The 18,985-nt window shown below is 54.0% G+C and carries 23 protein-coding genes; 18 read left to right on the top strand and 5 right to left on the bottom strand.

Annotated features, from left to right (window positions below):
* Positions 1-187: 187 nt before the first annotated feature.
* The gene (gene gcvH, locus ACXAGQ_RS04925; RefSeq protein ID WP_475254669.1) at positions 188-574 is read left to right on the top strand and encodes a glycine cleavage system protein GcvH; all 387 of its coding nucleotides are present in this window, start codon (positions 188-190) and stop codon (positions 572-574) included.
* Between the two features lie 68 nt (positions 575-642).
* On the opposite strand, the gene ACXAGQ_RS04920 is transcribed toward gcvH, so the two are convergent.
* Positions 643-843 (bottom strand): DUF1107 domain-containing protein, encoded by a 201-nt coding sequence (locus ACXAGQ_RS04920; RefSeq protein WP_107300926.1) that lies wholly within the window; start codon positions 841-843, stop codon positions 643-645.
* Between the two features lie 463 nt (positions 844-1,306).
* Between ACXAGQ_RS04920 and ACXAGQ_RS04915 the strand changes: the two genes are divergently transcribed.
* The 3 genes from ACXAGQ_RS04915 to nqrM are packed head-to-tail and all read left to right on the top strand — an operon-like array spanning position 1,307 to position 2,276.
* Positions 1,307-1,621, top strand: a complete 315-nt coding sequence (locus tag ACXAGQ_RS04915) for a DUF134 domain-containing protein (protein WP_475252242.1) — start codon at positions 1,307-1,309, stop codon at positions 1,619-1,621.
* Complete coding sequence (locus ACXAGQ_RS04910; protein ID WP_475252240.1) at positions 1,612-2,082, top strand: NifB/NifX family molybdenum-iron cluster-binding protein; 471 nt, start codon at positions 1,612-1,614, stop codon at positions 2,080-2,082. The genes ACXAGQ_RS04915 and ACXAGQ_RS04910 overlap by 10 nt, the downstream gene beginning before the upstream one ends.
* Positions 2,079-2,276, top strand: a complete 198-nt coding sequence (nqrM, locus tag ACXAGQ_RS04905; protein ID WP_475252238.1) for a (Na+)-NQR maturation NqrM — start codon at positions 2,079-2,081, stop codon at positions 2,274-2,276. Before ACXAGQ_RS04910 ends, nqrM begins: the two co-directional genes overlap by 4 nt.
* A gap of 43 nt (positions 2,277-2,319) precedes the next feature.
* Here the strand turns inward: nqrM and ACXAGQ_RS04900 are convergent, their stop codons facing one another.
* The 3 genes from ACXAGQ_RS04900 to ygfZ are packed head-to-tail and all read right to left on the bottom strand — an operon-like array spanning position 2,320 to position 4,715.
* Entirely contained in the window at positions 2,320-3,258 is a 939-nt protein-coding gene (locus tag ACXAGQ_RS04900) for a LysR substrate-binding domain-containing protein (RefSeq protein ID WP_475252236.1), read from the bottom strand.
* Positions 3,259-3,269: 11 nt separating this feature from the next.
* A complete protein-coding gene (locus ACXAGQ_RS04895; protein ID WP_475252234.1) occupies positions 3,270-3,731 on the bottom strand; it encodes an aminoacyl-tRNA deacylase in 462 nt (153 codons plus the stop codon).
* A 3-nt stretch (positions 3,732-3,734) separates the two neighbouring features.
* Positions 3,735-4,715 (bottom strand): tRNA-modifying protein YgfZ, encoded by a 981-nt coding sequence (gene ygfZ / locus ACXAGQ_RS04890; RefSeq protein ID WP_475252232.1) that lies wholly within the window; start codon positions 4,713-4,715, stop codon positions 3,735-3,737.
* Positions 4,716-5,029: 314 nt separating this feature from the next.
* Here ygfZ and ACXAGQ_RS04885 point away from each other — a divergent pair, with 314 nt between their 5' ends.
* The 3 genes from ACXAGQ_RS04885 to ACXAGQ_RS04875 all read left to right on the top strand — a co-directional run bounded on the left by ACXAGQ_RS04885 (position 5,030) and on the right by ACXAGQ_RS04875 (position 7,692).
* Positions 5,030-5,290 carry an FAD assembly factor SdhE gene (locus tag ACXAGQ_RS04885; RefSeq protein ID WP_317524312.1) on the top strand — a complete coding sequence of 87 codons (261 nt, stop codon included), beginning with the start codon at positions 5,030-5,032 and terminating at the stop codon, positions 5,288-5,290.
* Positions 5,259-5,684: a protein YgfX gene (locus tag ACXAGQ_RS04880; protein ID WP_475252230.1), complete on the top strand. Its 426-nt coding sequence runs from the start codon at positions 5,259-5,261 to the stop codon at positions 5,682-5,684. Before ACXAGQ_RS04885 ends, ACXAGQ_RS04880 begins: the two co-directional genes overlap by 32 nt.
* A gap of 178 nt (positions 5,685-5,862) precedes the next feature.
* Complete coding sequence (locus ACXAGQ_RS04875) at positions 5,863-7,692, top strand: methyl-accepting chemotaxis protein (RefSeq protein WP_475252228.1); 1,830 nt, start codon at positions 5,863-5,865, stop codon at positions 7,690-7,692.
* Between the two features lie 96 nt (positions 7,693-7,788).
* Here the strand turns inward: ACXAGQ_RS04875 and nadB are convergent, their stop codons facing one another.
* A complete protein-coding gene (gene nadB, locus ACXAGQ_RS04870; RefSeq protein WP_475252226.1) occupies positions 7,789-9,405 on the bottom strand; it encodes an L-aspartate oxidase in 1,617 nt (538 codons plus the stop codon).
* A gap of 399 nt (positions 9,406-9,804) precedes the next feature.
* Between nadB and rpoE the strand changes: the two genes are divergently transcribed.
* From rpoE to acpS, 11 genes are all read left to right on the top strand, one after another.
* Positions 9,805-10,383: an RNA polymerase sigma factor RpoE gene (rpoE, locus tag ACXAGQ_RS04865; protein ID WP_039465260.1), complete on the top strand. Its 579-nt coding sequence runs from the start codon at positions 9,805-9,807 to the stop codon at positions 10,381-10,383.
* 23 nt (positions 10,384-10,406) lie between these two features.
* Positions 10,407-11,066 carry an RseA family anti-sigma factor gene (locus tag ACXAGQ_RS04860; RefSeq protein WP_475252224.1) on the top strand — a complete coding sequence of 220 codons (660 nt, stop codon included), beginning with the start codon at positions 10,407-10,409 and terminating at the stop codon, positions 11,064-11,066.
* 14 nt (positions 11,067-11,080) lie between these two features.
* A complete protein-coding gene (gene rseB / locus ACXAGQ_RS04855) occupies positions 11,081-12,055 on the top strand; it encodes a sigma-E factor regulatory protein RseB (RefSeq protein ID WP_475252222.1) in 975 nt (324 codons plus the stop codon).
* Positions 12,052-12,549, top strand: a complete 498-nt coding sequence (locus ACXAGQ_RS04850; protein WP_475252220.1) for a SoxR reducing system RseC family protein — start codon at positions 12,052-12,054, stop codon at positions 12,547-12,549. The genes rseB and ACXAGQ_RS04850 overlap by 4 nt, the downstream gene beginning before the upstream one ends.
* 79 nt (positions 12,550-12,628) lie before the next feature.
* On the top strand, positions 12,629-14,425 hold the full coding sequence (lepA, locus tag ACXAGQ_RS04845; RefSeq protein WP_475252218.1) for a translation elongation factor 4: 1,797 nt from the start codon (positions 12,629-12,631) through the stop codon (positions 14,423-14,425).
* Between the two features lie 174 nt (positions 14,426-14,599).
* Positions 14,600-15,499: a signal peptidase I gene (gene lepB, locus ACXAGQ_RS04840; RefSeq protein ID WP_475252216.1), complete on the top strand. Its 900-nt coding sequence runs from the start codon at positions 14,600-14,602 to the stop codon at positions 15,497-15,499.
* Positions 15,500-15,509: 10 nt separating this feature from the next.
* On the top strand, positions 15,510-16,184 hold the full coding sequence (gene rnc, locus ACXAGQ_RS04835; protein WP_475252214.1) for a ribonuclease III: 675 nt from the start codon (positions 15,510-15,512) through the stop codon (positions 16,182-16,184).
* Positions 16,181-17,086: a GTPase Era gene (gene era, locus ACXAGQ_RS04830; RefSeq protein ID WP_317524321.1), complete on the top strand. Its 906-nt coding sequence runs from the start codon at positions 16,181-16,183 to the stop codon at positions 17,084-17,086. Before rnc ends, era begins: the two co-directional genes overlap by 4 nt.
* Positions 17,087-17,094: 8 nt before the next feature.
* Entirely contained in the window at positions 17,095-17,805 is a 711-nt protein-coding gene (gene recO, locus ACXAGQ_RS04825; RefSeq protein WP_107300921.1) for a DNA repair protein RecO, read from the top strand.
* A complete protein-coding gene (gene pdxJ, locus ACXAGQ_RS04820; protein WP_475252212.1) occupies positions 17,802-18,533 on the top strand; it encodes a pyridoxine 5'-phosphate synthase in 732 nt (243 codons plus the stop codon). The genes recO and pdxJ overlap by 4 nt, the downstream gene beginning before the upstream one ends.
* Positions 18,533-18,913: a holo-ACP synthase gene (gene acpS / locus ACXAGQ_RS04815; protein WP_475252210.1), complete on the top strand. Its 381-nt coding sequence runs from the start codon at positions 18,533-18,535 to the stop codon at positions 18,911-18,913. The genes pdxJ and acpS overlap by 1 nt, the downstream gene beginning before the upstream one ends.
* Positions 18,914-18,985 lie beyond the last annotated feature (72 nt).

Genomic DNA, 18,985 nt, shown 5'->3' with positions numbered 1-18,985 from the left:
TGTGATTTTCTCCTACATTAAATATCAGGAAAAAACAGAGCTGGCAGTAATCGGCCCAGGCATTAGTTTTCAGCTTGTTAGCCACGGATATACTCGCTACTGCTCTCCCGTGCGATCACTGATACTGCTGGCCCATATCGAGAGTGGCAACAGGCAGGCTTTCATAAGGAAGTTTACTATGAGCGATATTCCCTCTGAGTTGAAGTATACCAATACCCATGAATGGGTTCGTCATGAAGGTGACGGGGTGTTTACGGTGGGCATTACCGACCATGCCCAGTCGCTACTGGGTGATATGGTGTTTGTTGACTTGCCGGAAATCGACGCTGCAACAGAAGCGGGGGAGGACTGCGCTGTCGCTGAGTCGGTTAAGGCGGCTTCGGATATTTACGCACCGCTATCGGGCTTTGTGGTTGCTATCAATGAAGACTTGGAGGGCTCACCGGAGCTGGTCAATAGTGATCCTTACGGTGATGGCTGGCTGTTTCAGCTCAAGGTCGAAGATGAAGGGGAGTTTGCAGATTTGCTCGATGCTGACAGTTATTCGGATCTGGTCGATGAAGATGACGGTTAATCGATAGCGATTTGCTGGATACCGGATAAAAGAAAAGCCCGTGATGGGCTTTTCTTTTGCCTGCGAGATTAGCAGTCCTTGAGGCGGCGAATTTCCTGGTTTATTTCACTTACCGTTTGGTAGTGACGCTGCTGTGCCTTCACTGGTACTAGCAACTGGCCGTTGTTGAACTCATATCCACCCCGACCGTCAATGTAGATCCTTCCACTGAATAAACGACTTACGTGCTTTGCGATCATCTTGGGCACGTAGCGTTTGAACATCCGCATAGTTAGCCAACCTTTCCTTTTGTTTTTGACGTCCTGAAGTATAAAACAATGCGCATTATGCTTTTGTGATGTCTTCAGCATAATAGCGATGTTAAATTACTTAAAAATTAATAATTCTTTTATCCATTAAGGATGATTTGGTTTTTTATTCTTTTGGTTTGCGATGTGAATAAAGTGATTGAGAGCGAATATTATTCACAGTTAAGTGCATGCTTTTCATTTATTTAAATACTTTTAGAGACTTAGAATTATCACACTCCCAAGTGAGTGAAATTTAGCCTGTTTTTACGGCGTATAACTGGCCTGCAAAACGATGAAAATTAGGCACAATATTGTGCTACATAGATGAAAATGCTGATTGCGAGAACTGGACGGATCTCATCAAAATCTGCGTTGGATCATGGATTATTATTAGCATATGCCAATAATAATGTTTTTTTAGCCATCCAGTTATTAGCAAACTATGCCCAGACCGAAAATCCAGCGCCGGATCCGATGCCGCCCCGCGCACAGCTGTTTCAAACCCAATGGGGTACCAATGTCAGAACTTGATGCTCTGCCCCTAGCGGCGGATGAGCTTGAGGCACTGAGGCTGGTCGATCTCAATGGGCTCAGCCAGCTAGACGCTGCAAAGGAGCTGGGCGTCTCGCGCCAGACGCTGGGCAATATCGTTTCATCGGCCAGGCACAAGGTGGCCTGCGCCCTAGTAAACGGGATGGCGTTGGAGCTGGAGACTCAGATCCAGCCAGGTAAAGAAAAGGAGCCATCATGTCAGTAGCTATTGCTGTCACACCCAATCATGAAGTCGCCGGGCACTTCGGCAAAGCAGCCAGCTTTGTTGTCTACGATGAGCAAGGGGAGCAGGTTGCCGAGCTCATCAACCAAGGGCGAAAAGCCGTCGGTTGCAAACACAAAAAGCAGCTTCAGGCCCAATTGGCCGAGCACAATGTGAAGACATTGCTGCTGGGCAATGTCGGCCAGCGTTCGCTGGCCCGTTTGCTACGCTCTGGTTTTGAGGTGTTCCGGGTACCAAACCGGGCATCGGTCCATGATGTTTTGTCAGGCAACGTTTCCCGTGAGCCGTTGCTGTCTGCCGAGCAGGGGCGGCCTTGCAAGCGGGAGAAAGGCGGTTGTGGTTGCGGCAGCAAGAAAAGCGAAAAAATCGCTAAAATTGGTATGACAGCCAGCGGGAATGCCAGCTTGCAGGGGCTGGCTAGGATTGGAGGTTTCAAGCTATGACCTATTTGTTGACGGTACTGATTTTTCTTCTAGTGATAGGGGCAATGGCCATCGGCTGGGTATTTCGCAAGAAATCGATACAGGGGAGCTGTGGTGGATTGGCCAATGTGGGTGTCGACAAGGAGTGCGGCTGCAAGGAGCCATGTGACGAACACAAACTCTATCAAATCAGTGAGCCGGAAGATAAAAAGTAGCCGAAAATGAAAAAAGCGCAGGGGCTGCGCTTTTTTACTGCTGTTAGCTAGCTTTGCGGAGCTCTTCGACCCGCTGGGTAACCGCCTGGCCAATACACTGTCGCAGCCACTCTAGGCGAGGGTGGTTGGTGTTGCGCCGCAGCCACAGCATGCTGATATCAAAGTCGGGGATATCGACCGGCGGCCGGCATTGGCTCAAATCATCATTGAACACGTCGAGCCTGGCCATCAGGGTCGAGACCACGCACAGCAGGTTCCTTCCGCTCAGCAAGTGGCGGATGGTCAGGAAGCTGCTGGAGCCTACCGCGACTTGGCGCTGAAACCCCTGCTGTTGCAATTGGTTGTCGATATTTGTCATCAGCTTGCCATCGGGGGAAACCAAAGCCTGCGGAGTGTGGATATAGCGTGCTAGGTCAATGGGTGAGGCAAGGCCGGTTGCCTTGGCATCGAACAGGCAGACATGATCTTCGGTATACAGATATTGGCTGTCGAACTCATGGGGCAAATTGGTCATCGAGCCGATGATAAGGTCGATTTTCTGATCTTCGGTGGCCTGCTGGTAGTTATTGCGGTCGACATTGCAGAAGCTGAGTTGGCTGTGTGGCGCTGCCTGGCGGATGGCATCGAACAGCGCCGGGGCAAACAGCAGCTCGGCATAGTCGGTCAGGCCTATCCGGAAGGTGCCTTGGTATTCATCTGCTGAGAACTTGTCCGGCTGCAGGATTTCGCTGGTGATCAGCTGGAGGATATGCTCGACAACCGGGATCAGCTCAATGGCTTTCTCGGTGGCGATCATCTGATGGCCACGGCGCTCGAACAGCGGATCGTCGAGCAATGCCCGCAGCCTCGATAGGTTATGGCTCATCGCCGACTGGCCGATCGACAGCTTGGCCGCCGCCTTGGTGACACTGCGGGTTTCCATCAAGGCCGAGAAAGCGACCAGTAGGTTGAGGTCAACGCCTCGCCAGTTGATATTTTTCATCTCACTCCAGCCTAGCGGCAGATGTCGGCAAATAGCGGGTCACACAGTACCAGCAGATCATCCGTGGCCAGCTCGACCCCCGCCATCCGGTCGCCGCTGCTGATATTCACCAAAGTATGGGCGGTGATCTGGTGATCGAAAATCACCGGCAGCGGGCGTTTGAGGCCGATTGGGGCAACTGTGCCTATGACCAGCCCGGTGACTTTCTCGACGTCGCTGGCATCGGCACAGGTCATCCGGCGACAGCCGAACATGGCGCGGACTTTCTTCGGGTCAACCTGGGCCGGGCCGGGTACGCAGGCCAATACATGGAACCCGCCCATATCACGCAGCAAGATGGACTTGACCATCTGCTGAGGGTCGACCCCGCGCTCGCGGGCCGCTTCCTCGATGGTTTTCGCCGGTTGGCGATGTGGAAGAAGGCGGTATTCGACGCCTTCTTTGTCTAGGTAATGGGTAACCGGGGTATTCATAGCTTACTGGCTGTCATCCAAAGAGTACGGCAGGGCTTGCTGGAGCCATACGTTCTCGGTCTCGGCCAGGCGGAAAGTCGTGCCTTCGTCCAGATCGTTTGGCAGTACAACCAGTGCCGTTGCCTGACCGTCGGTAAACTGGTAGCCGGCAACAATCGTACCGCCCTTGCGCCAGTTTTCGCCAACGCTACGCTCCAGGCTATCACCCGCCTGCGGGCAGTGCTCGGCTGGGCCGCTGACAATGTACATGGCGCGCTTGTTGATACCGCGGTATTTTGCCCGGGCCACGGTCTCCTGGCCGGTGTAGCAGCCTTTGGTAAAGCTGATACCGCCCAGTGCCTGGAGGTTCATTGCCTGCGGGATAAACTCGAGTTCGGTTGCAGCGTCAACGCGCGGGATCGCGGCACGGATATCGTACAGATCCCAGAGGCTGTCATCGCTAAGCTCAACAGAGTCTGCCAGCTTGTTGGCAATGTCACCCGCAGCATCGGCATTCAGCGCTAGCAACCAACGCTGGCTGTCGATCTTGACCGCTGTTCCGCCATCGACGGCACGGACATCGCCTTCGCCACTGAAAAGTTGGGTAATCTGTGCGTCGGCTTCGCTACCGGCAAGGCCCAGCAGGACATCATCGCCAGCTTCGATATCGACTTTGGAGAAAATGGCGTATTTCTTCAGCTCGGGAAGCTGGCTATCCATGATGCTGCGGCGTTGCAAGAAACCGTAGCCGTTATTGTGGTGGAACAGGCGAAATACCGTGCGAAGCTTGCCTTTGGCATCGCAGTGTCCGGCAAGGGTGCTTTGGTCAGCAGCAAGGCCCACCACATCGCAGGTTACCTGGCCGTGCAAGTAAGACTTTTTGTCGTCGCCGATCAGGGTGATCAGTGCCCAGTTAGAGAGATCAATCAGAGCGAGAGAAGGCAAGGCATCGCCCGAAGAGAGGGGGATACGATCAAAATTGAGGTTTTCAGACCAGTTGCTCATAGGACTTCCAGTTGAGAGACGTTGAAAGATGGTGTGCGCTTAATAGCTTGGGTATAGGGTCTATGTTAAAGCGGTTGCTGGTGTTTGTCAGCATAATACCCAAGGAAGCCAGTCAGATATTGCTGGCGCTACCGGTTGGCAGTGGCGCGCAATCCAAAATCGATCCTAGCTCTCAACTTGGGGCAATGTTTGTGCTACCTCATGGTCGCTGGCAAAACAGGCTGCTAGTATGATGAACATTGTTAACGTCCGGGGCCTTTTTTTCGATTTATGCCTTTAAGTGGCTGCTCCGGGATCTGTAATGAGGTTGTCAAATGTTGAGTGCAGACGATAAAGCACGAGTAAAATGGGCCTGCCGCCGTGGCATGCTGGAGTTGGATGTGATCATCATGCCGTTTTTCGAAGAGTGCTTCGATTCACTTTCCGAGCAAGAGCAGCTGGATTTTGTCTCTCTGCTTAAGTGTGACGATCCTGATCTGTTTACTTGGATGATGCAGCACGGTCGCAGCGAAAACCCGGCACATGCCGCAATGGTCGATAAGATTGTCGCCCACAACAACAGCAAGCTTCGCTGATCTAACCCTTGCCCCTTCCTACCGATTAATGGCCGCACTGGCATTGCTGTATGCCAGTGCGCTTCTTCTTTTGCTTTTCTGCGTTTTTCGCCAAGCTTTGCCCTTGCCTGTTTTTTTTGCTGCTGCCTGGTGGCTGCTGGCTGAATGGGAAAGGCGTTTTATCGACATTTGCTGTCTCTCTGGGCGGCTGCAACTCTCCGGCTCTGGGGAGGTTCGCTGGCGGGATCAGCAGTGGCGGTTGCAAACCGCCCGTATTCGCTCAAGCCATATCCTCCTATGGCGGCTTGAAGGGGAGGCGGGGCGTATTTGGCTACCGATCTGCCCTGATGCCTGCTCAGCCATGGCCTACCGTAGCCTAGCTCTATTCTCCCACCACCATCGATCCTTGGCCTAGCCAGGCTACAGTTGTGGGTGAGTCAAAAGTGGGCGGTTTTTGGTGGAAATGCGGTTTTTTTGTGTGAAGTGTTCCGTTGAGTCATGAAAGTGTCATCTTTTGTTTCAGAGTTCTCTCGTCGTGCCGATTAACATAGCTATTGCTGAACAGCCAGTGTTGAACGACAGTGGGAAGGGATATGAAAATAAAATACAAGTTGCTGGGACTGACATTGATTTCTGTCTTGGCGCTGGGAGTGGTATTGGCCATCGGCCAAGTCGCGGGCCAGCGGATTGTGGGCCTCAACCAAACCATGACAACCGTCAGTGACATGGAGGTAGCCTTGCTTAACCTGCGGCGGAATGAAAAAGATTTCTTGATGCGCATGGATATGAAATACCAGGCAAGCTTTGAGGAAAACTTCGCCCGCTTTGAAGCACTGGATGCACAGCTGTCTGAGCAAACCCGGGGGCTGTCGCTTGAGATCCCGCAGCTGGGGCAGCTTGATGGCGTGATGGCCAATTACCGCCAAGGCATCTTGGCACTGATGGCTGGCTACCAGCAGCTTGGCCTGACGCCAGGTGACGGTATGCTGCGTGAATACTTTGCTGCGGCCGATAACGTCGTGGAGGTGGCTGACGAACAATTGGAAGATGTCAGCTCGCTGTTTTCCCTAGTGATGGCAAGCAAGGTGATGGTGCTTGAGGGGACCCAGGACAGCGCGTCTGATTACCTTAACCTTAGCCAGGCTTATGGCGACCAGTTATCCGCGCTGCTAGGGGCTGATTACTTGCGTTACCGGCAGGCTGTCGAGCAGGTTCGCCTGCAGCTTATCCAAATCGGGTTGAGCCATAACCAAGGGCTGCGAGGTGACATCCGTAACCAGGCCCACCAAGTCGAAGAGATGTTTGGCCAGGTGAAACAGCAGCTAGGCCAAACTGTGGCCGAGTCCCAGAAACAGCTGACATCCACACTGCTCATTGTAGCGGTGCTGTTGGTGGTTGCCTTGCTGAGTTTGTCATGGTGGATAAGCCGGTCAATCAACCTCCGCCTGGCGGGGATGAGCCAGTTGATGGCAGAGATTGCAACCAGCCAGGACCTTACCCGCCAGGCTGATCAGAACGGCAACGACGAAATGACCGAGATGGCGGCCAACTTCAATTTCTTGCTGGGCAGCCTTCGCCAGCTGGTAGGGAATGTCCAGCTGGCCGTGTCCGAGCTGGGCAGTGCGTCGGTTCAGCTCCAGCAACGGAGCAATGAGTCTGAGCAGGCACTGCGGCAGCAGCAGAGCGAAACCGAGTCGGTTGCGGCGGCGGTCACCGAAATGGGGGCAACAATCCGTGAAATTGCCAGCAATACCGAAACGGCGGCAGGCAATGCTGACAGGGGCTACCAGGGTGCCAGCGATGGCCTGCGGGAAGTCGCCGAAACCCAAAGCAAGATTGGCGAGCTTTCTGCGGACTTGGAAGGTGCCAGCGAGCAGATCGCCAATTTATCCAGCCTGTCGGGCAATATTGGCTCGGTGCTTGATGTGATCAAGGACATTGCCGAGCAGACCAACTTGCTGGCCCTCAATGCGGCGATCGAGGCGGCCCGTGCCGGTGAGCAGGGGCGCGGTTTTGCGGTGGTGGCCGACGAGGTACGAACCTTGGCTTTGCGCACCCGCCAATCGACGGAGGAAATCACCACGATAATCGGCTCGCTGCAGGGTCAAACGGTGCAAGTTGTAGAGCAAATTAGCCTTTGCCGTACCCTAGGCGGGCAGAGTGTCTGCCAGGCCGAGAGTGCAGAGCAGAAAATCAAGCAGATCATGGCTGATATGCAGCAGATTATGGATACCAGCCACCAGATAGCGGCTGCTGTCGAGCAGCAGAGCCAGGTGTCGGAAGAGGTCGGCCAGAACGTCTCGTCGATCAGCGAGCTGACATCGGTTAACTCGGAGGTTGCCCACGATAACGTCATGGCCGCCCAGGCCGTAGCCCAACAAGCCGGCGGACTGGAAAAGGCGATTGCGGGTTTCCGGGTCTAGCCCTTGGCTTTGGTATTGATATAGGTATTGATGGGGTGTTGATAGCTAACAAAAGAGCGCCGGCAGGCGCTCTTTTTCCATCAGCTCGAAAGGGGGTTATAGCGAGCCGGGGATCAGTACTGTCGGTTTTGCCTCGCCGGATGTTTCCGGGTAGTCGAGGGTATAGTGCAGACCAAGGCTTTCCTTGCGCTCGAGTGCGCAGCGGACCATCAGCTCAGCCACCTGCAGCAGGTTACGCAGCTCCAGCAGGTTGTTCGAGACCTTGAAGTTGCTGTAGTACTCGTCGGTTTCGTCTTTGAGCAGCTGAATCCGGCGCATGGCGCGCTCAAGGCGCTTGGTGGTGCGGACAATACCCATGTAGTCCCACATAAACAGGCGCAGCTCGTGCCAGTTGTGCTGGATCACCACTTCTTCATCGGAGCAGCTGACCTGGCTTTCATCCCAGCAAGGCAGGGAAGGGGGGAGTTCAACGCTGTCAATTTTCCCGGCAATGCTCTCTGCCGCGGCCCACGCGTAGACCACACACTCCAGCAGGGAATTGGAGGCCATCCGGTTGGCACCGTGCAGGCCGGTGTAGCTGACCTCGCCAATCGCATAGAGGCCATCGAGATCGGTCTGGCCTTGCTTGTCGACAACCACCCCGCCGCAGGTGTAGTGGGCAGCAGGGACGATAGGGATAGGCTCTTTGGTAATGTCGATACCGAAAGTCAGCAGCTTTTCATAAATAGTTGGGAAGTGCTTGGTAACAAAATCGGCCGGCTTGTGGCTGATATCAAGGTACATGCAGTCGGCACCCAGGCGCTTCATCTCGAAGTCGATGGCGCGGGCGACGACATCGCGCGGGGCCAGTTCGCCGCGCTCGTCGAAATCATCCATGAACCGTGAGCCATCCGGGCGGCGCAGGTAGGCGCCTTCACCACGCAGGGCTTCGGTCAGCAGGTAGTTGCGGGCATCGGGGTGGAACAGGCAGGTTGGGTGGAACTGGTTGAACTCCAGGTTGGCCACCCGGCAGCCAGCGCGCCAGGCCATGGCAATACCATCACCAGAGGAAACATCCGGGTTGGAGGTATACTGGTAGACCTTCGAGGCCCCACCGGTTGCCAGTACCACGAATTTGGCACGCACGGTCTCTACGGCTTCGAGGTTACGGTTCCAGACATAGGCCCCGACAATGCGGTTAGGCTGCTCGGTGTTCTCCAGTTTGTGGGCAGTGATCAGGTCCAGCGCGTTGTGGCGCTCGAGCACCTCGATATTCGGGTGGTTGTGAACATTGTCCTGCAAGGAGTTTTGTACCGCCATGCCAGTGGCATCGGCAGCATGGAGGATACGGCGGTGGCTATGCCCGCCTTCGCGGGTCAGGTGATAGCGCGGGGCATCGTCGCTGTCGCTTTCTTCGCGGTCAAACGGCACCCCGCCGTCGATGAGCCACTGGACGCAGTGCTTGGCATTCTCGGCAATGAAGCGCACCACGTCTTCGTCACACAAGTGGGCACCGGCAATCTGGGTGTCCTCGACGTGGGAGTCGACACTGTCGGACTCATCGAACACGGCGGCAATCCCGCCCTGGGCATAAAAGGTTGCCCCTTCACTGCGCGGTCCTTTGCTCAGGACTATCACTTTGCCCATCGGTGCCAGCCGAAGGGCCAATGACAGTCCTGCTGCACCACTACCAACTACAAGCACATCGCATTGATGTTCACGGTTTTCGTTCATAATGATTTCATATCCCTGTGGTAATCCCGCTATCTTACCAAATTCCATTCATTTTGTTCATTTTTGACGGATGGTTCACAATTCCACCGTCTTAAGCGATATAATGCACAAATCAGCGTGACCGAAGCGCGCACGCAGCAGACATACTGCTTTAATAGAATGGAAAAATCGCGCACTATTATTGAGAAATTATATTTTCCCCGGGAACTTTGCCAGTTCACTTGGGTCTTAAATAGTGCTCACGCTCATAAATTTTTATCTTATTGTTTTGATTGAGCATGCTCGCCATCGCTAGGCGGGTTCGGCGCAAGGTGTACCAGCAAAGAGAGTTTGTTTTGGGGACCCGGCCGGGATAACGATAAAAATGCGGGTGAAATTGATATAGGAGTACACGCTCGAATGAGCGAGCAGCAAACTGATCAGGTATTAATTGAGCGGGTACAGCGCGGTGACAAGCAGGCTTTCAACCTACTGGTAGTGAAATACCAGAATAAGGTGTGCAACCTTGTTGCCAGATATGTCAGCAACTCCGGCGATGTGCCGGATGTCGCTCAGGAAGCATTTATTAAGGCGTACCGGGCATTGCCGACCTTCCGGGGTGAGAGTGCGTTTTATACATGGCTTTATCGTATTGCTGTCAATACAGCAAAAAACTACTTGGTGGCTCAGGGACGCCGTCCACCTGCATCCGATGTGGATGCGGAGGATGCGGAATATTATGAAAGTGGTAATGCACTGAAAGAAATTTCGAACCCTGAGAACCAAATGTTGTCTGATGAATTAAGGCGGGTAGTTTTCAGTACCATTGAAGGATTACCGGATGATCTCAAAACTGCGATCACCTTGCGCGAGCTAGAAGGCTTAAGCTATGAGGAAATTGCAGAGGTCATGGGGTGTCCCGTCGGTACAGTTCGCTCCCGAATATTTCGTGCGCGAGAGGCGGTTGAAAAACGTATTCGACCTCTTACACAGCGATAGTGTTGGGCCAAACGGTGAAAAAGATGGCTGATAAAGAAAAAATCTCGTCATTGCTTGATGGCGAAGAGCTGGATCAGGGCATTATTAATGCATTGGCTGTCGATGAAGACAGTCAGCAGACCTGGCAGAACTTCAACCTTATAGGTGATGTGATGCGCGGGGAAGCACCGCAAAACAAGGAATGGGACATTGCGGCTAAGGTAGCACTGGCGCTGGAAGATGAACCTGCTCATACAGGTCAGATACAGGCAGAGCCTGCCTCGGTGGTTTCGATTGCCACGGCACGCGAGGCCCGGGTTGAAGAAGCTCAGCCGACGCCTCAGCAAGCTAAACGTAAGATGCCGGCTTGGTTTACCCAGTTCGGACAGGTGGCAGTTGCCGCAAGTGTTTCTCTGGCAGTGATTGTTGGTGTCCAACAATACAACGGCGGTGAAGAGTCATTGACCACGTCGGCAGGGGAAGCACAACTACCCGTTTTAGAAACTATTCCATTTGCGGGCACTGCTGAACCTGTAAGTTTGACACGTGATTCTGTTCGCTCGAATCGCCATGCCGGGCCGAGCGAAGAGCAGGTGATGGAACAACGTCGCCGCATCAATGCCATGTTGCAGGATTATGAATTACAGCTTCGTCTCAACGCGGAAGACGGTTCTATTGACCGTACAATGCTCGAAGTGAATTAATCGATGGCGGATAAATGAAGAGACTCCTGGTCGGTGTATTGACACTGGTCAGCCTCGCGATGCCGTGCCAAGCCTCTGCGGAAGAACCGGTTTCTTCTGCCGAGGCTTTGTTACATCAAATGGACGAGGCTAGCCGCAAGCTCAGCTATGAGCTGTCGTATATCTTAATCAAGAAAAACAGTATTGAACCCCTGCGCTATCGCCATGCTCTGGAAGATGGCGAGACCTATGCGCACCTGGTTTACCTCAGCGGCCCGCCGCGTGAGGTTATCCAGCGCGGTGATGAAGTCAGCTACTTCGAGCCGGGCCTAGACCCGTTTACCATCGACAGCAACAAGATGGTGGCACCGCTGCCGCCGATCATGAAAACCGACATCAATGAGTTGGCCGGCTACTACGATTTCATTTCGATGGGGCGTGCCCGTGAAGCAGGCGTGGCCTGTGATGTGGTGCGCATCGCGCCCAAAGATGGTGCCCGTTACTCCTACTTGTTATGGATTGATACCCGCAGCAAATTGGTGATGCGTGCCGACTTGCTTGACCGTGACGGCGAGCCGCTGGAGCAGTACCGGGCGGTATCATATGTCATCAACCCTAAAGTGGCCGATGTACTGAAAAGCCTCAAGAGCGTCGACCTGCCTGCTGTGGTACAGTTGCCCCCTCAGCCCCAGGCTGATCTTGACTGGCAGGTTAACTGGCTGCCGCAAGGGTTTGAGTCGATTTCTCGCAATCGCCACCGTCTGATGATGACCGAGCGCCCTGTCGAGAGCAAAATGTACAGCGATGGCTTGTTCAGTTTCTCTATCTACATCTCTTCGGCGGATAACTTTACCGTCAGGGAACAACTGGTGCGCCAAGGCCGTCGTACCCTGCATAGCTATTTGATGAATGATAAAGAAGTGACGGTCGTCGGTGATATCCCACCGGCAACAGCCCGCCGGGTGGCGGAATCCGTGGTATTTGATGCGGCGGGGAGCCAAACCCCATGATGCGCTCCCTTGCTGAAGTGATTGCCGCCAAACCCGGCGAGATCACTGTCAGCTGCCAGCAGCAAACCAGCTGTGGCAGCTGTGCTTCCCGCGATAGCTGCGGGACCGGCATTGTCAGCAAGGCACTGCCGGGACGTCAGCACCAACTCAAGATAGCGACCGATAAACCGGCCAAGGTCGGTGATGTGGTTGAAATCGGTTTGTCCGAACGCAGTATGCTTCATTCCGCAGCACTGGTTTATGTGCTGCCTTTGCTATGCTTAGTGCTAGGTGCAGCGCTGGGCCAGTGGTGGTTTGTGGTGCTGGCAGGTGGCGGTGAGCTGGGAGTGATACTGACCGCACTTGGCTGTGCAGCCTTTGGTTTATGGCTGGCAAGGCGCCTGGCGGTGAGGGTGGAAGGGGATTTAGCCTACAAACCTCACCTTATTCGGGTACTGGGAAGTCCGGTTTCTGCAGGGTTGGCGATAAATGGCGCATCGAAAGATAGCGACTAGCGGCGAAATTCGGTAGAATCCGTCAACTTGATCTGTAGATCCCATTCATTTATTAATCACGAGTTAGTCACGCCAATTCATGAAGCACATTCGTAACTTTTCGATTATTGCACATATCGACCATGGTAAGTCGACCCTATCCGACCGTCTGATTCAAGTCTGTGGCGGCCTTTCCGATCGTGAAATGGCTGCTCAGGTTCTTGATTCCATGGATCTTGAACGCGAACGCGGTATTACCATCAAGGCTCAGAGCGTGACGCTCGACTATAAAGCCCAAGATGGTGAAACTTACCAGCTTAACTTTATCGACACCCCGGGGCACGTGGACTTCTCATACGAAGTATCTCGCTCTCTAGCAGCCTGTGAAGGTGCGCTGCTGGTGGTTGATGCCGGCCAGGGGGTAGAAGCACAGACCCTGGCTAACTGTTACACCGCCATTGAAATGGATCTGGAAGTAGTGCCAATCTTGAACAAGATTGACCTGCCTGCAGCCGACCCTGAGCGCGTAGCAGAAGAAATTGAAGAAATCGTGGGTATCGATGCCCTAGAAGCGACTCGCTGTTCAGCGAAGACCGGTCTGGGTGTTGACGATGTTCTAGAGAATATCGTATCTGCGATCCCTGCGCCGGAAGGCGATCCTGACGCACCGCTTCAGGCACTGATTATCGACTCATGGTTTGATAACTACCTAGGTGTTGTCTCTCTGGTTCGTATCAAAAACGGCGAGCTGAAGAAGAATGACAAGATCAAGGTAATGAGTACCGGCCAGGTATGGGGTGTTGACCGTATTGGTATCTTCACGCCGAAGCAGGTTGATACTGATATCCTGCGTACTGGCGAGGTAGGCTGGGTTGTTTGTGGTATCAAGGACATCCTTGGTGCGCCAGTGGGTGATACCTTGACCCATGCCAAGCACGGCAGCGAGACGCCATTGCCAGGTTTCCAGAAAGTGAAACCACAGGTTTATGCCGGCCTGTTCCCAGTCTCATCTGATGACTACGAGAACTTCCGTGATGCACTGGGCAAGCTGAGCCTGAACGATGCCTCGTTGTTCTACGAGCCAGAAAGCTCTGCGGCGCTTGGCTTTGGTTTCCGCTGTGGCTTCCTTGGTATGCTGCACATGGAAATCATCCAGGAGCGCCTGGAGCGTGAATACAACCTGGATCTGATCACCACAGCACCGACTGTAGTGTATGAGGTGAAGAAGACCGATGGTGAAATGATCTACGTTGATAGCCCGTCTAAGCTACCGGCTGTGAATGACATTGAAGTTGTCGGTGAACCGATCGCCCGCTGTAATATCCTGGTACCAAGTGACTACCTGGGTAACGTGATCACCTTGTGTGTTGAGAAGCGTGGTACGCAGGTTGATATGGTTTACCACGGTAACCAGGTTGCCCTGACATACGATATCCCGATGTCAGAAGTGGTTCTGGATTTCTTCGACCGCCTGAAGTCGACGTCCCGTGGCTATGCGTCACTGGATTACAACTTCCAGCGTTACGAAGAATCAGACATGGTTCGCGTTGATATCCTATTGAACGGTGACCGCGTCGATGCTCTGGCCATCATTACTCACAAAGACAACGCCCAGTACCGTGGACGTGACTTGGTTGAGAAAATGAAGGAATTCATTCCTCGCCAGATGTTCGATATCGCTATTCAGGCAGCTATCGGCAACCACATCATCGCCCGTTCGACGGTGAAGCAGTTGCGTAAGAACGTTATCGCCAAGTGTTACGGCGGTGACGTGAGCCGTAAGAAGAAGCTCCTGCAGAAGCAGAAGGAAGGTAAAAAGCGAATGAAGCAGATCGGTAACGTCGAACTGCCACAGGAAGCTTTCCTTGCTATCTTGCATGTAGGCAAAGACAAGTAACTATAACGTATTGTTATCACTGGACGCTTTTGTGTACACCTTGTTACCATTAGCAAAGACATTGATAACATAAGCAATGCAGCAAGCCCGTCTTGCTGCATTGTTATATCGAGTAGGCTGTAATGGCAGTGGCCGGCGCTGTTTTCTCGGTAGTTGATATAAGTAGGGAAGATAATGGCAAATACTTTTTCGCTTATCTTGGTGCTGGCAACGCTGGTGACCGGGATCATTTGGGCTCTGGATAAATTTATCTGGGCGCCGAAACGTCAATTGAAAATTGAAGCGGCGGCTGTCAATGCCGGCGAACAGGTGGATGCCAAAACCCTACAGGCCGTGGCACCGCAACCGAGCTGGGTAGAATCTGCCAGTTCGATGTTTCCGGTGATCGCGCTTATTATGGTATTTCGCTCATTTATTTATGAGCCGTTCCAGATCCCATCCGGTTCGATGATGCCGACCTTGCTGGTCGGTGATTTTATTCTGGTTGAGAAGTTTGCCTACGGTCTGAAAGACCCGGTTTTCCGCCACCAAATGGTTGAAACCGGTGAACCAGAGCGCGGTGATATCGTGGTATTCAAGTTCCCGCCTCAACCGAACATCGATTACATCAAGCGCGTCGTTGGCTTGCCGGGCGACACCGTTCGCTACAGTGCCCACAAACAACTTTGTGTGGCGACCAAAGGGTCGAACGAGTGTAAGCCAGTACCATTGACAGAGATGACCGACAGCGAATTTAGCCAGGGCATGACCCGTTTGGTGCAGTTCAACGAGCAGTTGAGCGAACATGAGCACCAGATCCTGGTTCATCCACTCAAGCGCGACCGTACGCTGGCCTACCAGCCTCGTCCGGGTGTCAGTGAGTGGGTAGTACCGGAAGGCCAATATTTCGTGATGGGTGACAACCGCGACAACAGTGCAGACAGCCGTTACTGGGGCTTCGTACCTGAAGCTAACCTAGTGGGCAAAGCGGTCGGGATCTGGATCAGCTTTGAGTTTGAACGAGGTGCTGACAGTGTACTTCCATCTTGGATTCCTACCGGTGTGCGATTCAGTCGCATCGGTGGCATAAACTGATCGGGAAAAAATGACCACTCCTGCAAACAGACTTCAGCGTAAGCTGGGTTACCAATTTAACAATCTAGACTTGATGACTTTGGCACTGACACACCGCAGTGCCAACGGGACACACAACGAACGCCTTGAGTTCCTGGGTGACTCGATCCTCAGCTTCGTGATTGCCGACGACCTCTACCACCGCTTCCCGGCTGTGGACGAGGGCGACATGAGCCGCATGCGTGCCACGCTGGTGCGCGGTAAGACATTAGCAGAGTTGGGCCGCGAGTTCGACCTGGGTGATCACTTGCTGCTCGGCCCAGGTGAGCTGAAAAGCGGTGGCTTCCGCCGTGATTCGATCCTGGCAGACTGTGTCGAGGCAATCATCGGTGCCATCTACCTTGATAGCGATATCGAAAATGTGCGTGGCATCGTGCTTCGCTGGTACCAGTCTCGCCTTGAAACTATCAAGCCGGGCATCAACCAGAAAGATCCGAAAACCCGCCTGCAGGAGTGCCTGCAGGGGCGTCGCCAGCCATTGCCAGCCTACACGGTGACCAAGGTGCATGGCGAGGCGCACAACCAAGAGTTTACGGTGCAGTGTGAAGTGGCAGGTTTGGAGAAACCTGTTATCGGTAAAGGCGGCAGCCGGCGCAAGGCAGAGCAGGCAGCGGCAGAAATTGCACTTAAGCAGTTGGAATCATGACAGACAAGCAACATTGTGGCTTCATTGCCATCGTTGGCCGCCCGAACGTTGGCAAATCGACGCTCCTGAATCGCCTAGTAGGCCAGAAGCTCTCTATTACTTCGCGTAAACCCCAGACCACGCGCCACCGCATCATGGGTGTTGATACCCGTGACGGTTACCAGGCGGTTTACGTCGATACCCCGGGCCTTCACATCGAAGAGAAGCGTACCATCAACCGCTTGATGAACCGTGCTGCCAGCAGCTCGCTGACGGATGTTGAGCTGGTATTGTTCTTGGTTGACGGTACCATGTGGACCAAAGACGATGAGATGGTACTTAACAAGCTGGCCAAGTCTGGCTTGCGTACCGTGCTGTTGGTCAACAAGGTCGACAACGTCAAAGACAAGCACGAACTGTTCCCTCACTTGCAGGAGCTATCGAGCAAGATGGAGTTTGTCGACGTGGTGCCGGTTTCGGCGAAGCACGGCACCAACATCGATGCGGTGGAGAAAATCGTTCGCGAGCACCTGCCTGAAGGTGAATACTACTTCCCTGAAGAGTATGTGACCGACCGCTCTCAGCGCTTCATGGCGTCAGAAATCATCCGTGAGAAACTGATGCGCTTTACTGGCGACGAGTTGCCATATTCGATCACAGTGGAAATCGAGCGTTTTGACTACAACCCGGATACCGATGGCTTTGATATCAATGGCCTGATCCTGGTTGAGCGTAAAGGCCAGAAGAAAATGGTGATCGGCAAGGGTGGTGACAAGATCAAGACCATCGGCCGCGAAGCCCGTATCGACATGGAAGATCTGTTCGAGCGCAAGGTGTACCTTGAGCTTTGGGTTAAAGTGAAATCCGGTTGGGCGGATGACGAACGTGCCCTGCGTAGCCTAGGCTATATTGACGATCTATAAGGTAGCGAATGGAAGGGCTTCAGCGTTGTTTTGTCCTTCATACTCGTCCTTATAGCGAGACGAGCCTGATCCTCGACGTCTTCAGCGAGGACTCGGGCCGTCTTACCCTTCTCTCGAAGGGCGCGCGCCGCAAGCGCTCTAACCTCAAAGGGGCACTCCAGCCCTTCACCCCGCTCTTCATGAAATGGTCCGGCAAAGGTTCCATGCCTGTATTAACCCATGCCGAGCCGATCAGTATCGGCCTGCCAATGCGCAGCTATATCCTGTATTCGGCGATGTACGTCAATGAGTTGCTGGCACGGGTGCTGGAAACTGATACCCCTTACCCTGTGTTGTTTCTGGATTACCTGAATGTGCTGCGTGAGCTGGCACAGGCGGAGAATCCAGAGCCTGCACTGCGCCGTTTTGAACTGGCTTTGCTGGATCATCTCGGCTATGGTGTGGACTTCCTCCACTGCGCGGGCAGCGGCCTGCCGGTGGATGACACCATGACTTATAACTACCGGGAACAACGGGGGTTTATCGCCTCGCTGACGGTCGGCCAGCTGACCTTCACCGGTGGACAACTAAAGGCGATTGCCGCGCGGCGGTTCGAGAACCCGGATCAGCTCCGGGCAGCCAAGCGTTTCACCCGAATCGCCCTGAAGCCTTATTTGGGCGGCAAGCCATTAAAAAGCAGGGAATTGTTTATCCCTAGAGGAAGGAGTACCGGAAAATGAACAACATCTTACTCGGCGTGAATATCGACCATATTGCGACTCTGCGTAATGCCCGTGGCACCCGTTATCCTGATCCGGTGCACGCGGCCGAGGTGGCTGAGCGTGCCGGAGCAGACGGTATTACCATCCACCTGCGCGAAGACCGCCGCCACATCACCGACCGCGATGTGCGCATTCTGCGCGAGACTATCCAGACCCGCATGAACCTGGAAATGGCGGTAACCGATGAGATGGTCCAGATTGCGCTGGACACCAAGCCGGAGTTTGTTTGCCTGGTACCGGAGAAGCGTGAAGAGCTGACCACTGAGGGCGGCTTGGATGTGGCAGGCCAGCTGGAAAAAATCAAAACGGCAACCGCGACCCTGACCGAAGCCGGTATCAAGGTTTCCCTGTTCATCGATGCCGACCGTGCCCAGATTGATGCGGCGGTAGCCTGTGGCGCCCCTTACATCGAGCTGCATACCGGCCATTACGCCGATGCCGAGACGGAAGAAGAGCAGCAGGCCGAACTGAAGAAGATCGCCGCTGCAGCGAGCTACGCTGACGACCAGGGCATTAAGGTTAATGCTGGCCACGGCCTGACTTACCACAATGTGAAGCCGATTGCGGCACTGCCAGAGCTGTACGAGTTGAATATCGGCCACTCTATCATTGGCCGTGCGGTATTTGACGGCCTGGAGAAAGCCGTTGCTGATATGCGTGCTGAAATGCTGAGTGCCCGCCGCTAATGGCGATTGTTGGCTTGGGGACGGATATCGCCGATATCGAGCGGGTGGAGAAAGCCTTCGCCCGCACCGGTGATGCCTTTGCCCAGCGCCTGCTGGCACCGGCTGAATACGAGGTCTACCAGTCGCTCAAGCACCAGGGGCGCTACCTGGCCAAGCGTTTTGCGGTCAAGGAAGCGGCCTCGAAAGCACTGGGCACCGGCATTGCCTGCGGGGTGAGCTTCCACGATTTCACTGTCACCAATGACGAGCGCGGCAAGCCCTTGCTGGCTTTGTCGGGTAGGGCGGCTGAACTCGCCGCGGCGATGGGGGTCAACCATGTCCACCTGACTATTGCCGACGAGAAGAAGTACGCGGTCGCAACGGTGGTGCTGGAGTCGTAAAATAATCTGGTGGCGAGATCCTGGAACCTAGTGCCTAGGCAAAGCAAGAGCTAACAGCTTGAAAAGAAAAAG

Source organism: Photobacterium sp. ABD4_091 (assembly GCF_056160145.1).
Note: the sequence above shows the minus strand (reverse complement) of the source record. Positions and strands in the feature narration are given on the sequence as shown.

Bases quoted from the DNA above. Each gene is read 5' to 3' on its own strand.
- nqrM (WP_475252238.1), top strand. From the start codon at position 2,079: ATGACCTATTTGTTGACGGTACTGATTTTTCTTCTAGTGATAGGGGCA.
- lepB (WP_475252216.1), top strand. From the start codon at position 14,600: ATGGCAAATACTTTTTCGCTTATCTTGGTGCTGGCAACGCTGGTGACC.
- ACXAGQ_RS04915 (WP_475252242.1), top strand. From the start codon at position 1,307: ATGCCCAGACCGAAAATCCAGCGCCGGATCCGATGCCGCCCCGCGCAC.
- ACXAGQ_RS04910 (WP_475252240.1), top strand. From the start codon at position 1,612: ATGTCAGTAGCTATTGCTGTCACACCCAATCATGAAGTCGCCGGGCAC.
- ygfZ (WP_475252232.1), bottom strand. From the start codon at position 4,715: ATGAGCAACTGGTCTGAAAACCTCAATTTTGATCGTATCCCCCTCTCT.
- ACXAGQ_RS04920 (WP_107300926.1), bottom strand. From the start codon at position 843: ATGCGGATGTTCAAACGCTACGTGCCCAAGATGATCGCAAAGCACGTA.
- ACXAGQ_RS04860 (WP_475252224.1), top strand. From the start codon at position 10,407: ATGGCTGATAAAGAAAAAATCTCGTCATTGCTTGATGGCGAAGAGCTG.
- era (WP_317524321.1), top strand. From the start codon at position 16,181: ATGACAGACAAGCAACATTGTGGCTTCATTGCCATCGTTGGCCGCCCG.
- pdxJ (WP_475252212.1), top strand. From the start codon at position 17,802: ATGAACAACATCTTACTCGGCGTGAATATCGACCATATTGCGACTCTG.
- rnc (WP_475252214.1), top strand. From the start codon at position 15,510: ATGACCACTCCTGCAAACAGACTTCAGCGTAAGCTGGGTTACCAATTT.
- ACXAGQ_RS04895 (WP_475252234.1), bottom strand. From the start codon at position 3,731: ATGAATACCCCGGTTACCCATTACCTAGACAAAGAAGGCGTCGAATAC.
- rpoE (WP_039465260.1), top strand. From the start codon at position 9,805: ATGAGCGAGCAGCAAACTGATCAGGTATTAATTGAGCGGGTACAGCGC.
- ACXAGQ_RS04850 (WP_475252220.1), top strand. From the start codon at position 12,052: ATGATGCGCTCCCTTGCTGAAGTGATTGCCGCCAAACCCGGCGAGATC.
- ACXAGQ_RS04900 (WP_475252236.1), bottom strand. From the start codon at position 3,258: ATGAAAAATATCAACTGGCGAGGCGTTGACCTCAACCTACTGGTCGCT.
- lepA (WP_475252218.1), top strand. From the start codon at position 12,629: ATGAAGCACATTCGTAACTTTTCGATTATTGCACATATCGACCATGGT.
- rseB (WP_475252222.1), top strand. From the start codon at position 11,081: ATGAAGAGACTCCTGGTCGGTGTATTGACACTGGTCAGCCTCGCGATG.
- ACXAGQ_RS04875 (WP_475252228.1), top strand. From the start codon at position 5,863: ATGAAAATAAAATACAAGTTGCTGGGACTGACATTGATTTCTGTCTTG.
- nadB (WP_475252226.1), bottom strand. From the start codon at position 9,405: ATGAACGAAAACCGTGAACATCAATGCGATGTGCTTGTAGTTGGTAGT.
- ACXAGQ_RS04885 (WP_317524312.1), top strand. From the start codon at position 5,030: ATGTTGAGTGCAGACGATAAAGCACGAGTAAAATGGGCCTGCCGCCGT.
- acpS (WP_475252210.1), top strand. From the start codon at position 18,533: ATGGCGATTGTTGGCTTGGGGACGGATATCGCCGATATCGAGCGGGTG.
- recO (WP_107300921.1), top strand. From the start codon at position 17,095: ATGGAAGGGCTTCAGCGTTGTTTTGTCCTTCATACTCGTCCTTATAGC.